At 68.5% G+C, this 13,951-nt stretch carries 10 protein-coding genes and 1 pseudogene; 6 read left to right on the forward strand and 5 right to left on the reverse strand.

Translation table 11 applies throughout. The annotated features are described in order from the left end of the window. Positions 1–4 precede the first annotated feature (4 nt). Entirely contained in the window at positions 5–1,723 is a 1,719-nt protein-coding gene (oxc, locus tag SKC42_RS21420; RefSeq protein ID WP_330966274.1) for an oxalyl-CoA decarboxylase, read from the reverse strand. Positions 1,724–1,895: 172 nt separating this feature from the next. On the opposite strand from oxc, the gene SKC42_RS21425 reads away from it, so the two are divergent. Next, on the forward strand, positions 1,896–3,494 hold the full coding sequence (locus tag SKC42_RS21425; protein WP_330966275.1) for a FadD7 family fatty acid--CoA ligase: 1,599 nt from the start codon (positions 1,896–1,898) through the stop codon (positions 3,492–3,494). A gap of 12 nt (positions 3,495–3,506) precedes the next feature. Here the strand turns inward: SKC42_RS21425 and SKC42_RS21430 are convergent, their stop codons facing one another. Both SKC42_RS21430 and SKC42_RS21435 read right to left on the reverse strand, forming a co-directional pair. Further along, entirely contained in the window at positions 3,507–5,660 is a 2,154-nt protein-coding gene (locus SKC42_RS21430; protein WP_330966276.1) for an elongation factor G-like protein EF-G2, read from the reverse strand. 109 nt (positions 5,661–5,769) lie between these two features. Next, a complete protein-coding gene (locus SKC42_RS21435; protein WP_330966277.1) occupies positions 5,770–6,177 on the reverse strand; it encodes a TIGR03668 family PPOX class F420-dependent oxidoreductase in 408 nt (135 codons plus the stop codon). A 60-nt stretch (positions 6,178–6,237) separates the two neighbouring features. On the opposite strand from SKC42_RS21435, the gene SKC42_RS21440 reads away from it, so the two are divergent. From SKC42_RS21440 to SKC42_RS21460, 5 genes are all read left to right on the forward strand, one after another. Next, positions 6,238–6,705, forward strand: a complete 468-nt coding sequence (locus SKC42_RS21440) for a nuclear transport factor 2 family protein (protein ID WP_330966278.1) — start codon at positions 6,238–6,240, stop codon at positions 6,703–6,705. Positions 6,706–6,853: 148 nt separating this feature from the next. Continuing rightward, positions 6,854–7,927, forward strand: a complete 1,074-nt coding sequence (locus SKC42_RS21445; protein WP_330966279.1) for a S1C family serine protease — start codon at positions 6,854–6,856, stop codon at positions 7,925–7,927. Between the two features lie 122 nt (positions 7,928–8,049). Next, entirely contained in the window at positions 8,050–9,825 is a 1,776-nt protein-coding gene (gene treS / locus SKC42_RS21450; RefSeq protein WP_330966280.1) for a maltose alpha-D-glucosyltransferase, read from the forward strand. Continuing rightward, a complete protein-coding gene (locus SKC42_RS21455; protein ID WP_330966281.1) occupies positions 9,822–11,174 on the forward strand; it encodes a maltokinase N-terminal cap-like domain-containing protein in 1,353 nt (450 codons plus the stop codon). Before treS ends, SKC42_RS21455 begins: the two co-directional genes overlap by 4 nt. A gap of 80 nt (positions 11,175–11,254) precedes the next feature. Further along, positions 11,255–11,950 carry a YoaK family protein gene (locus SKC42_RS21460; protein ID WP_330966282.1) on the forward strand — a complete coding sequence of 232 codons (696 nt, stop codon included), beginning with the start codon at positions 11,255–11,257 and terminating at the stop codon, positions 11,948–11,950. Here the strand turns inward: SKC42_RS21460 and ag85C are convergent. Together ag85C and SKC42_RS21470 are read right to left on the reverse strand one after the other, a co-directional pair. Then, positions 11,905–13,012: pseudogene (gene ag85C, locus SKC42_RS21465) on the reverse strand (diacylglycerol acyltransferase/mycolyltransferase Ag85C). The gene SKC42_RS21460 and the pseudogene ag85C overlap by 46 nt on opposite strands. 168 nt (positions 13,013–13,180) lie before the next feature. Continuing rightward, positions 13,181–13,927 carry an ABC transporter permease gene (locus tag SKC42_RS21470; protein WP_442932219.1) on the reverse strand — a complete coding sequence of 249 codons (747 nt, stop codon included), beginning with the start codon at positions 13,925–13,927 and terminating at the stop codon, positions 13,181–13,183. Between the last annotated feature and the right edge of the window lie 24 nt (positions 13,928–13,951).

Genomic DNA, 13,951 nt, shown 5'->3' on the forward strand with positions numbered 1-13,951 from the left:
AGGCTCAGGTCGCCGCGCGCCTCGGATTGAGGCTCGCCAGGTGCCCGCTTTCCACCCCGGCCGCCGGGTCGAGTTCGCAGTCGACGATCGCCGGCGCCCGGGAGGCGATCGCTTCCGTCAGCGCCGACCGCAGCTCGGAGGGGGTGGTGACGTGATACCCCTTGCCGCCGAAGGCCTCGGCGATCCGTTCGTGATGGGCACGCGCGTTCAGCACCGTGGGCGCCGGATCGCCCCCGGCCGGCGCCTCGTCGCCGCGGTAGACACCGCCGTTGTTGAGGATGACGACCACCACCGGCAGCCGGTAGCGGCAGATCGTCTCGATCTCCATTCCGCTGAATCCGAAGGCGCTGTCCCCCTCGATCGCTACCACCGGCTTGCCGGTCTCCACCGCGGCGCCGATGGCGTAGCCCATGCCGATGCCCATCACCCCCCAGGTGCCCGTGTCGAGCCGGTGGCGCGGCAGCTCCATGTCGATCACGTTGCGCGTCACGTCCAGGGCGTTGGCACCCTCGTTGACCACGTATACGTCCCGATTCTCGTGCAGCACATCGCGAATCGCGCCGAGCGCATTGTAAAACCGCATGGGGTGTGGATTTTCGGCCAGTCGCTCACGCATCTTCTCGTCATTGCGGTCTTTTCGGTCGGCGAGCTCCGCGGTCCACGCCGTGGGCGCCGTGATCGGACGGGTGGCCACCGCGTCGCGCAGCGCCGTCATCACCGACCCGATGTCACCGACGAGGGGCGCCGCGATCGGCTGGTTGCTGTCGAGCTCCGAAGCCGCGATGTCGACCTGCACGAACTTGGCGTCGGCGGACCATTGCGGTGACTGCCCATGTCCCAGCAGCCAATTCAGCCGCGCGCCGACCAGCAGGACGGCGTCGGCGCGGGCGATCGCGAGCGAGCGGGCGGCCGCGGCGGATTGCGGGTGGGAGTCCGGCAACAGCCCCTTGGCCATCGACATCGGCAGGAACGGGAACCCTGTCGCCTCGACGAACGCCCTGATTTCCTTCTCGGCTTTGGCGTATGCGGCCCCCTTGCCCAGCACGATCAACGGTCGTCGTGCCTGCCTCAGCACGTCCAGCGCGCGCTCGACCGCTTCCGGAGCGGGTAGCTGGCGGGGCGCCGGATCGGCGACCCGCCAGATCGTGGCGGCCGCGGCGGAGGCGTCGATGGCCTGGCCCAGGACCTCTCCGGGGACGTCGAGGTAGACCCCGCCCGGACGCCCGGAGACCGCGGTCCGGATGGCCCGGGCGACGCCCCGGCCGATGTCCTCGATCCGGCCGATGCGGTAGGCCGCCTTCGCGAAAGGCCGCGCGGCGCCGAGTTGGTCGAGGTCCTGGTAGTCGCCGCGCTGCAGGTCCACCATGGCGCGGTTGCTCGAACCCGAGATCTGGATCATCGGAAAACAGTTCGTCGTGGCGTTGGCCAGCGCGGGCAGGCCGTTGAGGAATCCGGGCCCGGACGTGGTGAGGCACACACCCGGCCGGCCGGTGAGGAAACCGGCGGCGGCCGCGGCGTTGCCCGCCGAGGTTTCCTGCCGGAAGCCGAGGTAGCGAATGCCCGACGCCTGTGCCACCCGGGCTAGATCGGTGATCGGGATGCCGACCAGCCCGTAGATCGTGCCGACGTCGTTGGCCCGCAGCGCCTCCACCACCAGGTGGAAGCCGTCGGTCAGGCGCGCCGGTGCCTGCTCTTCGCCCGAACGTGCCGCAGCGGATGTCATGGTGGCGACTCCTCGGGGGTCGATGTGATTCGGGTGTCCACGATGGCCTTCGGGGAACAGGGTTCAATAGGTACGGATTATCACTCGTGATCGGATGAGTATTGGACGAGTCACCGGGTAGCTCGGCATGGTGCCGGCAGAGGCTTTCACCGGAACCGGAAGGAGTGCGGCGATGACAACCGAGGCGACCACGCAAGCCATGGGGGCGCCGGCCCGGGGGCAAGAGCGCATCGCCGACCTGGTCGAGGCGGCGGCGGTCCGGTCGCCGGACAAGGCGGCGCTGGTGGTCACCGCCGGCCGCGTCCCGGTGAGCTATCGCGACCTGGTGGGCCTCGTCGACGACCTGGCCGGACAGCTGGCGCGGGCGGGCCTTCGGCCCGGAGACCGGATCGCGCTGCGGGCCGGGAGCAATGCCGAGTTTGTCGTCGGCCTGCTGGCCGCGTCGCGGGCGGACCTGGTGGCGGTGCCGCTCGATCCGGCCCTGCCGGTGGGCGAGCAGCGCCTGCGCAGCGAGGCGGCCGGAGCACGGGCGGTGCTGGTCGACGGCGCGGGCCCGGGCGACAACGACGAGCCGGCAATGCGGTGGTGGCCGATCGCGGTGGGGCACCGCGACGCGGAGGGTCGCGACGGCACCGCATTGGCGGTGCACCTCGACGCCGCGGCCGCACCGAGGGACGACGTGGCCGCGCCGGAGGGGCTGCGCGACGACGACGCCATGATCATGTTCACCGGGGGAACCACCGGCGTGCCGAAGATGGTGCCCTGGACCCGCGCCAACCTCGCCGCCTCGGTGCGGGCCATCGTCGGCGGCTATCAACTCAGCGCGCGGGACGCGACCGTCGCGGTGATGCCGCTCTACCACGGTCACGGCCTGCTCGCGGCGCTGCTGGCGACCCTCGCCTCCGGCGGCACCGTGCTGCTGCCGGCGCGCGGCCGGTTCTCGGCGCACACCTTCTGGGACGACATCGGGGCCGCCGGGGCCACCTGGTACACCGCGGTCCCGACGATCCACCAGATCCTGCTGGAGCGCGCCAAGGCCGAACACCGGGCCGAACGGGCCGCACTGCGCTTCATCCGCAGCTGCAGCGCTCCGCTCACCGCGGAGACGGCGCAGGAGTTGCAGGACACGTTCTCGGCGCCGGTGGTCTGCGCCTTCGGTATGACCGAAGCCACCCACCAGGCGGCCACCACCGGCATCGGAGCCGGTGAGAACCCCGCCGCCACACCGGGTCTGGTGGGCCGGTCGACCGGTCCGGAGATCCGCATCGTCGGATCCGACGGCCAACCGGTGCCCGCGGAGACCGTCGGCGAGATCTGGCTGCACGGCCCCACCGTGGTCCGCGGCTACCTCGGTGACCCCGCGATCACCGCCGCCAACTTCACCGACGGCTGGTTGCGGACCGGTGACCTCGGTTCGTTGTCGGCCTCCGGCGAGCTCAGGATCCGCGGCCGCATTAAGGAACTGATCAACCGTGGTGGCGAAAAGATCTCCCCCGAGCACGTCGAGGGAATCCTGGCCAGCCATCCCGACATTCTCGAGGTGGCCGTCTTCGCCGTGCCGGACAAGATGTACGGGGAGGCCGTCGCGGCCGTGATCGTTCCCCGCGGCCCGGCCTCACCCACGCCCGACGAGCTCGCGGACTTCTGCCGCGGGCGGCTGGCTCCCTTCGAGGTGCCGGCGAGCTTCGAGACGGCCGGCGAACTGCCGCACACGCCGAAGGGTTCGCTGGACCGTCGCGCGGTGGCGAACCTGTTCGGCCGCAAGGCATGAAGGCCCCAGCGCTCAGACGGTCGCCTTCAAGCGCGCGGCGGCGGATTCCGTCATGGGCTCGTAGCGGGCAAACGAACGGGTGAACGAGGCGGCGCCGTGGGCCAACGAGCGCAGGTCGATCGCGTATCGCGTCAGCTCGGCCTGGGGCACTTCGGCCCTGACCAGAGTGCGGTCGCCAGCCACGGTGTCCGTGCCGAGCACCCGACCGCGCCGCCCCGACAGGTCGCCCATGACCGCCCCGACGAAGTCGTCGGGCACCAGCACCGCGATCTCGTCGATCGGCTCCAGCAGCGCCACCTTCGTCGCGGCCGCCGCCTCCCGCAGCGCCAACCCGCCGGCCATCTGGAACGCGAAGTCCGACGAGTCGACGCTGTGGGCTTTGCCGTCGAGGAGGCTGACCCGGATGTCCACCACCGGGTAGCCGGCGTGCACCCCCTTTTCCATCTGCGCGCGCACGCCCTTCTCCACGCTGGGAATGAATTGCCGCGGCACCGCCCCGCCGACCACCTTGTCGATGAACTCGAACCCGGCGCCCTCGGGTAGTGGCTCGACCTCGATGTCGCACACCGCGTACTGGCCGTGCCCACCGGACTGCTTGACGTGGCGGCCGTGGCCTTTCGCCTTGCCGCCGAACGTTTCCCGCAGCGGCACCCGGAGTTCCACGGTGTCGACGGTGACGCCGTACCGGTTGGCCAGCGCGTCGAGCACCACGCCCGCGTGGGCTTCACCCATGCACCAGAGCACGACCTGATGGGTCTCCGAGTTCTGCTCGATTCGCAGGGTCGGATCTTCGGCGGCCAACCGCCCCAGGCCGACCGAGAGCTTGTCTTCGTCGGTCTTGGCATGCGCCGCAATGGCAACCGGCAGCAGCGGCTCGGGCATCGTCCACGGCTTCAGGACGAGCGGCTCGGACTTGTCCGAAAGCGTGTCACCCGTTTCCGCGCGGCTCAGCTTGCCGATCGCACAGATGTCGCCCGCCACCACCGCCTGCGCCGGCCGTTGTTGTTTGCCGAGCGGGAAGGACAGGACGCCGACGCGCTCGTCCTCGTCGTGGTCGGGGTGCGTGCTTCCGTCGCCGTTGGTCGAGCCGAAGAACGACGCAAAATGGCCCGACACATGGACGCTTGCGTCGGGCCTGATGGTGCCGGAGAACACCCGGACCAGGCTGACCCTGCCGACGTAGGGATCCGACGTCGTCTTCACCACCTCCGCGAGCAGCGGCCCGGCCGGGTCACAGGACAATGTGGCGTGCGAAACGCCCTGCGGCGTGAAGACCTCGGGCAGCGGGTGTTCCATGGGCGACGGGAAGCCACGGGTGGCGACTTCCAGCAACTCCAGAGTGCCGACGCCGGTCTCGCTGCACACGGGGATGACCGGGAAGAAAGAACCCCGGGCGACGGCCCGCTCCAGGTCCTGCACGAGGACCGACTCGTCGATAAATTCCCCGCCGAGGTAACGCTCCATCAGCGACTCGTCCTCGGATTCCTCGATGATTCCCTCGATCAGCGTGCCGCGCGCCCGCTCGATCCGGTCGGTGTCCGACGGGTCCGTCGGGTGCGCGGTCCGCTCGCCGCCCGCGTAGGAGTAGCGCGCCTGGGAGAGCAATCCGATCAGGCCATCGCACGCGGGCAGGCCGGTTGGCAGGTACAGCGGTAGCACCTTGTCGCCGAACGCATTCTGCGCGGCGGCCAGTGCCTCCTGGTAGTCGGCGCGGGCATGGTCGAGCTTGGTGATCACCACGGCGCGGGGCATGCCGACCTGGTTGCATTCCCGCCACAGCGACTTGGTCGGCTCGTCGACGCCCTCGTTCGCCGCGATCACGAACAACGCACAGTCCGCGGCCCGCAACCCGGCCCGTAACTCCCCGACGAAGTCGGCGTACCCCGGCGTGTCGATCAGGTTGACCTTGATGCCGTCGTGGGCCAGGGAGGCCACCGCCACACCCACCGATCGTTGTTGCCGGATCTCGGCCTCGTCGTAGTCGGAGACGGTGCTGCCCTCGGTGACCGAGCCGGGCCTCGACAGCACGCCGGCCGCCACCAACAGGGATTCAACGAGCGTGGTCTTGCCGCCCCCCGACGGCCCCACCAGGACCACGTTGCGGATATCGCCCGGACCGTCGGCGGTGGGAGCGACCCCTTGGGAAGTATTCGTCCTGTCCGCCATGACTTTCCTCCGTGTTGCCCAGGGCGCGTCGTTGCGTTGACCTATCAGCCACCTTTCCCCCAACCATCCCCGACCACAAGACCGTGGCGGACGAGGATCGACCGGATGGTTAGGCGTGCCAGCTCGACCAGCGGTGCACGGTCACCGTAATCACCGGGCCGTGCAGTGAAAAATATTGGTACTGGTGGTATTTCGCGCGCAGCAACGCGAGTCCGGGTGCCATCGCGTCGGCGTCCCGGTGGATGGCGGCGGCCCCGTCGGCCCGGACCCACCACAGCCGCGTCCAGTCGTCGTCGTAATGGTCGACGAGCAGGCAGACCCTTGGGTTGCCGGCGATGTTGGTCAGGCGGCGCAGCCGCCGCGTCGTCTTGGGTTTCGCGTCGACGGCCGTGTAGACGACGTCATCGTCGACGGCGAATACCACCGGCACGAGATGCGGGGTGCCGTCGGGCGCCGCGGTGGCCAGCCGGGCGACCGGAGACCGCGCAAAGCTGGCCCTGGGGTCGAATTCGCCCATCCGCCCAGCCTAGGGCGCCGACCGTTCCGGTCGGCATCGTCGCCGCGCTAGGTTAACCGGATGCGGGCCGAGACCCAGATCGCCAACCTTCTCTATCGCTACGCCGAGTGCATCGACACCGGCGACCTGGCCGGTGCGGCGGAGCTGTTTGAGCATGCCCGCCTCAGGGTCGGGCCGGGGGAGGCCCCGGAGAGCACCATCGACGCGGCCGGCCTACTGGCGATCTGGAAGGCGATGATCGTGCTTCACGACGGGACACCGCGAACGAAGCACGTGACCACCAACCCGATCATCGAGGTCGACGAGGACGCTCACACCGCGACGTGCCGCAGCTACTACACCGTCCTGCAGCAGACGCAGGAACTCCCGCTCCAGGTCATCGTCGCCGGCCGGTACCACGACCGTTTCGAGCGGGTCGGCGGCGCCGACGGGCGGTGGCGATTCTGCTATCGCGACCTCACGCTCATCGACATGGTCGGTGACATCAGCCACCACCTGAACCAGCGCATCACGCCCACCAGGTCCTAGCGGCGACGCCCAAAGATAGGCAGTCGATAAGAATGCGGCTCTACCATGCTTGGCTACCTGCATTACGGTTATATCGACAAGAGTTCTGTCGCCCGGAGCCGGAGGCCGAGACAGTTCTGATGTTATCGCGATGCAGGAAGGTGACGGGATGAGCAAATCGCACCGCCCGGTCTGGCGGTCATGGCCGGTCAGCGTGCTGGCCGTGGTCGGACTGGGTATGGGGCTGGGCCTGGGCGCGCTACCGGCGTCCGCGGCGCCGTCCACCCTGGCGCTCGACCGATTCAGTGATCGCCCGCAGGCGCCGCTCGACCCGTCCGCGCTGGTCGGCCAGGTCGGCCCGCAGGTGGTCAATATCAACACCAAGTTCGGCTACAACAACGCCGTCGGCGCCGGGACCGGGATCGTCATCGATCCGGGCGGTGTCGTGCTGACCAACAACCACGTGATCTCCGGCGCCACCGACATCAGCGCGTTCGACGTCGGCAACGGGCAGACGTACGCCGTCGACGTCGTCGGCTACGACCGCACCCAGGACGTCGCGGTGCTACAGCTGCGCGGCGCGGCCGGACTTCCGACCGCCGCGATCGGCGGCGGGGTCAACGTCGGCGACCCCGTGGTCGCCCTCGGCAACGCCGGTGGGCAGGGCGGGACGCCCAGCGCCGTGGCCGGCAGGGTCCTCGCCCTCAATCAGAGCGTGTCGGCGACCGACACCCTGACCGGCGCGGAAGAGAACCTGGGCGGGCTGATCCAGGCCGACGCGCCGATCAAGCCCGGTGACTCGGGCGGTCCCATGGTGAACAACGCCGGCCAGGTGATCGGGATGAACACCGCGGCCACCGACAGCTACAAGATGTCCGGCGGTCAGGGCTTCGCCATCCCGATCGGCCGGGCGATGGGAGTGGCCGGCCAGATTCGCTCGGGCGCCGGCTCGCCGACCGTCCACATCGGCCCGACGGCCTTCCTCGGCCTGGGCGTGGTCGACAACGGCGGTAACGGCGCACGGGTCCAACGGGTGGTCACCAGCGGCCCGGCCGCGGAGGCGGGGATATCGCCCGGTGACGTCATCACCTCGGTCGACGGGGTGTCGATCAACGGCGCGACCGGGATGACCGACGTGCTGGTTCCGCATCATCCGGGCGACACCATCGCTGTGAGCTTCCGCACTGCGTCGGGTGAAAATCGCACCCAGAACGTGACGCTGGCCGACGGGCCGCCGGCCTGATCCGTGTTTTCGACGATGCGCGCCTGGCGGCGAATTCCTTTGCCGCCAGGCGTAATTCGTTGGTTATACACGTGCGTGATTCTTAACGTCACACCTCGGGTATCCGTGGCATCGTGGAATTGATGAACGACGCAATAGACGCCGTCGAGCACCATCGGACCGCGGGCAGTCACGTGGCGGGGGGCGTGGTCGAACACCCCAACGCCGAGGACTTCACCAACGCCGCCGCCCTGCCCGCCGACCCGACTTGGTTCAAGCACGCCGTCTTCTACGAGGTGCTGGTCCGCGCGTTCTTCGACGCCAACGCGGACGGATCCGGTGATCTGCGCGGGCTCCTGGGTCGCCTCGATTACCTGCAGTGGCTGGGCATCGATTGCATCTGGCTCCCGCCGTTCTACGATTCGCCGCTGCGCGACGGGGGTTACGACATCCGGGATTTTTACAAGGTGCTGCCCGAGTTCGGCACGGTCGACGACTTCGTCGCGCTGCTCGACGCGGCCCACGAACGCGGCATCCGGGTGATCACCGATCTGGTGATGAACCACACATCCGAATCGCATCCCTGGTTCCAGGAGTCGCGTCACGACCCCGACGGGCCGTACGGCGACTTCTATGTGTGGAGCGACACCAGCCAGAAATACACCGACGCCCGCATCATCTTCGTGGACACCGAGGAGTCGAACTGGACTTTCGACCCCGTGCGGCGCCAGTTCTACTGGCACCGCTTCTTCTCCCACCAGCCGGACCTCAACTACGACAACCCCGCCGTCCAAGAGGCGATGATCGATGTGTTGCGCTTCTGGCTGGGACTGGGCATCGACGGCTTCCGGCTCGACGCCGTGCCCTACCTGTTCGAGCGGGAGGGCACCAACTGCGAGAACCTCCCCGAGACGCACGCATTCCTCAAGCGTGTCCGCAAGGTGATCGACGACGAGTTCCCCGGCCGGGTGCTGCTGGCCGAGGCCAACCAGTGGCCGGCCGACGTCGTCGAGTACTTCGGCGACCCCACCACCGGCGGCGACGAATGCCACATGGCGTTCCACTTTCCGCTGATGCCCCGCATCTTCATGGCGGTCCGCCGCGAATCCCGGTTCCCCATCTCGGAAATCCTGGCGCAGACGCCCGAGATCCCCGACATGGCCCAGTGGGGCATCTTCCTGCGTAACCACGACGAGCTGACGCTCGAGATGGTGACCGACGAAGAGCGCGACTACATGTACTCCGAGTACGCCAAGGATCCGAGGATGAAGGCCAACGTCGGCATCCGCCGGCGCCTGGCGCCGCTGCTGGACAACGACCGCAACCAGATCGAGCTGTTCACCGCGCTGCTGCTGTCGCTGCCCGGCTCGCCGGTGCTGTATTACGGTGACGAGATCGGCATGGGCGACGTCATCTGGTTGGGGGACCGCGACGGGGTGCGCACCCCGATGCAATGGACTCCCGACCGCAACGCCGGCTTCTCCAAGGCCAACCCCGGCCGGCTCTACCTGCCGCCCAGCCAGGACTCGGTGTACGGCTACCAGGCGGTCAACGTGGAGGCCCAGCGCGACACCTCGACGTCGTTGTTGAACTTCACCCGAATGATGCTGTCGGTGCGCCGCCGGCACAAGGCGTTCGCGGTCGGGACGTTCGAGGAGTTGGGCGGCTCGAACCCGTCGGTGCTGGCTTTCGTCCGCCAGGCCAGGGACGATGGGGACGTCGTGCTGTGCGTCAACAATCTCTCCCGCTTTCCGCAGCCGATCGAGCTGAACCTGCAGCACTGGAGCGGGTGCACCCCGGTGGAGCTCACCGGGCACGTCGAATTTCCACGGATCGGCCACCTGCCCTATCTGCTGACGCTCCCGGGACACGGCTTCTACTGGTTCCAGCTGTCCCCCGTCTGTGAGGAGAACGCATGACTGCACCTGCCGGGAGCCCCGCCAAGCTCCCCTGGTCTGAGTGGCTGCCCCAGCAACGCTGGTACGCCGGGCGCAACCGCGAGCTGAGGGCCGCCGAGGCCGGCGTCGTCGTTCCGCTGCGGGAGGACCTCGACCTGGTCCTGGTCGAGGCCCAGTACAGCAAGGGCCCGTCCGAGCGTTACCAGGTGATCGTCGGATGGGACTCCGCCCCGGTCTCCGAATACAGCACGGTCGCGACCATCGGCGCCGCCGACAACCGGACCGGTTTCGACGCCCTCTACGACGCGGACGCGCCGCAATTCCTGCTGTCGCTGATCGATTCGTCCGCCGAGCGCGACTCGTCGGACACCCGGCTCGCGTTCACCAAGGAGCCCGGTGTCGAGCTGCCGCTGGAGGCGATGCCGCACGTCTCCGACGCCGAGCAGAGCAACACCAGCGTGATCTTCGACCGGCGCGCGATCTTCAAGGTGTTCCGCCGCGTCAGCAGAGGCATCAACCCGGACATCGAGCTGAACCGGGTGCTCGGCCGCGCGGGCAACCCGCACGTCGCCCGGCTGCTGGGCACCTACGAGATGGCACCCTCCGACGGTGAGGCGTGGCCGTTGGGCATGGTGACCGAGTTCGCGTCCAACGCGGCCGAAGGGTGGGCGATGGCGACCGCCAGCGTGCGCGACCTGTTCGCCGAGGGTGACCTTTACGCCTACGAGGTCGGCGGTGACTTCGCCGCCGAGGCCAACCGGCTCGGCGAGGCCGTCGCGTCCGTCCATGCCACCCTGGCCGAGGAGCTCGGCACGGCGCAGGCGCCTTTCCCGGTGGACACGGTGGTCGCGCGGCTATCGTCGGCCGTGTCATCCGTTCCGGAACTTCAGGAGTACGCGGCCACCATCGAGGAGCGGTTCGGCAAGCTCGCGGGCGAGACGATCACCGTTCAACGGGTGCACGGCGACCTGCATCTGGGCCAGGTGCTCCGCACGCCGGAGAGCTGGTTGCTGATCGACTTCGAGGGCGAGCCGGGGCAGCCGCTCGACGAGCGGCGGGCGCCGGACTCCCCGTTGCGCGACGTGGCCGGCGTGTTGCGGTCGTTCGAATACGCGGCCTACGGGCCGCTGGTCGAGCAGCCCACCGACAAGCAGCTGGCCGCCCGGGCCCGGGAATGGGTCGAACGCAATTGCGCCGCGTTCTGCGACGGGTACGCCGCGGTGTCGGGCATCGATCCGCGGGACTCGGCGCAGGTGCTCGTCGCCTATGAGCTCGACAAGGCCGTCTACGAGGCCGGCTATGAGTCCCGTCACCGGCCGGCATGGCTGCCGATACCGCTGCGGTCCATCGCCCGGATCACCGCCACCTGATCGTCGGGGCCGTTCTGGCGCGCATAGGAGTTTGCTATGCGCGCCCTGCGATGTGCGCGGCCTTCTGAAAGCATGGTCGTGTGGCGGGCGAGGTCTTCAACAGTGAGTCGCGGTTGTCCTGGGTCCTGGCGGGCCTGGCCGGTGTGCTGGGCGCCACCGCGTTCACCCACTCCGCGGGGTATTTCGTCACGTTCATGACCGGAAACGCCCAGCGGGCCGCTCTGGGCTTCTTCCGCGGTGACACGGTGCTGTCCATCACGGCGGCCCTGTTGATCGTGTGTTTCGTGGCCGGCGTCGTGGTCGCATCGGTGTGCCGGCGGCACTTCTGGGTGGCGCATCCGCACGGGCCCACGGTGCTCGCCACCTTCAGCCTGCTGGCCGCCACCGTGGTGGACATCATCGACGAAGGATGGGAGGAGAACTTCGTCGATTTCGCGCCGATCCTGTTGGTGGCCTTCGCTATTGGCGCCCTCAACACGTCGTTTGTCAAGGACGGCGAGGTGTCGGTGCCGCTGAGTTACGTGACCGGCACGCTGGTCAAGATGGGCCAGGGCATCGAGCGCCACATCGCCGGGGGGCGGGCGGCGGACTGGCTCGGCTACTTCCTGTTGTTCGCCAGCTTCGTCGCGGGGGCGACGCTGGGCGGGTGCATCAGCCTGTTGATCAACGGGACCGGGATGCTGGTGGCCGCTACCGTGCTGTGCGCGTTGACCACCGGCTACACGTACTTTCACCAGGATCGCCGCGCGCTGCTCCGCGAGCAGGCCGAAAAATAGGCATCGGCAGCAGCGCTGACCGGTGCGCTGCTGCCGATGCCGGCTCTTGGCGGTGCTCGCCTAGGCGGCGTTGTTGCTGCCGAGGAGCACTTGCAGCATGTCGGGCTTCATCGCGACCAGCTGCTGATTCCAGTAGGGCCAGGAATGCGTGCCGTTGGGCGGGAAGTTGAACACGCCGTTGCGCCCACCGTCGGCCGCGTAGGTGTTCTGGAACTGCTGGTTGGTCCGCAGCGTCATCCCCTCCAGAAACTTCGCCGGCATGTTGTCGCCACCGAGGTCGCTGGGCGTCCCGTTACCGCAGTAGACCCAGACGCGCGTGTTGTTCTGGACCAGCCGGGGGATCTGCACCATCGGGTCGTTGCGCTTCCACGCCGGGTCGGACGACGGGCCCCACATGCTGTTGGCGTTGTATCCACCGGAGTCGTTCATCGCCAGGCCGATGAGCGTCGGCCACCAGCCGTCGGACGGGTTGAGGAAGCCCGACAGCGAGGCGGCGTAGGGGAACTGCTGGGGGTAGTACGCCGCCAGGATCAGCGCCGAACCGCCCGACATGGACAGGCCCACCGCGGCGTTCCCGGCGGCCGAGACGTTCTTGTTCGCCTGTAGGTACGCGGGCATCTCCTGGGTGAGGAAGGTCTCCCACTTGTAGGTGTAGTTCTGCCCGTTGCCCGACGACGGCTGATACCAGTTGCTGTAGAAGCTGGACTGGCCGCCCACCGGCATGATCACCGACAGCCCGGACTGGTAGAACTCCTCGAACGCCGGGGTGTTGATGTCCCAGCCGTTGTAGTCGTCCTGCGCCCGCAGGCCGTCGAGCAGGTAGACCCCGTGCTGCCCGCCGCCCTGGAACTCGACCTTGATGTTGCGGCCCATCGACGGTGACGGCACCTCCAGGTACTCGACCGGCAGCCCCGGCTTCGAGAATGCCCCCGCGGTAGCCGAGCCGCCGACGAAGCCGACGAGGCCGGCCAACAGGGCGACCCCCGTCGCCGCGATGACCAGTCGGCGCGGCATTGTTGCCGCTGCGCCGTGCAGCTTTCGCAACTCTGTGAAGAACGACATCGCTTCCCTACCCATCCCAACTGTCATCTGCCGCATGGTGCGGTCGAATCTGTTCGGAGGCAGTGAAACACAGCGGCGGCGTACGCCTCGGCTGTCACGGCCGAAGCGCGATGTCGCGGTTGGCTAACGATTGGGCCTCGCCCCAGAATCGGTCGACGCCGGGCGCCCCTACGACACCAGCCGGCGCAACAGCGTTGACGCCGCCCCGATTCCGAGCACCGCGGCCACCACGAGCACCACGATGTCCATCGGGTTGAACGGGCTGCCGATCAGCAGGCCGCGCAGGGCGTTGACCTCGTAGCTGAGCGGGTTGACGGTGCTCAACACGCGCAGCCAGGCGGGCATCGCGTTGACCGGGTACAGGGCGTTGGAGGCGAAGAACAGCGGCATCGTGATCGCCTGCCCGATTCCCATCAGCCGGTCGCGGTTGCGCACCAGCCCGGCCAGCGTCATCGACAGGCACGCGAAGAACGCGGCGCTGAGCATGACGATGCCCATGGCGGCCAACACCCGCAACGGGTTGACGGTGAGTCCGACGCCCATGGCGTAGGCCAGCACCAGAACGCCGACGACCTGCGCGACCGACCGCACGCCGGCCGCAAACGCCTTGCCGGTGATCAGGGCGGATGCCGGCGCCGGGGTGACCATCAACTTGGCGAGCACGCCGGCGTCACGATCCCAGATGATCTGGATGCCGTAGAAGATCGAGATGAACAGCGCCGACTGCGCGATGATGCCCGGGGCCAGGAACGCCAGGTACGACACGGGGCCGCTGTCGATGACGCGCAGGTGGCTGAACGTGGTGCCGAAGATCAACAACCACAACGCCGGCTGCACCATGCGGGTGACGAGTTCGGTCCGATCGTGTTGCAGCTTCTGCATTTCGACGATCGCGAACGCCGCGATCCGGCTCATGGTGGCGCCGACGCGCTGCCACCC

Origin of the sequence: Mycobacterium sp. 050134 (assembly GCF_036409085.1) — a bacterium.
GTDB lineage: Bacteria > Actinomycetota > Actinomycetes > Mycobacteriales > Mycobacteriaceae > Mycobacterium.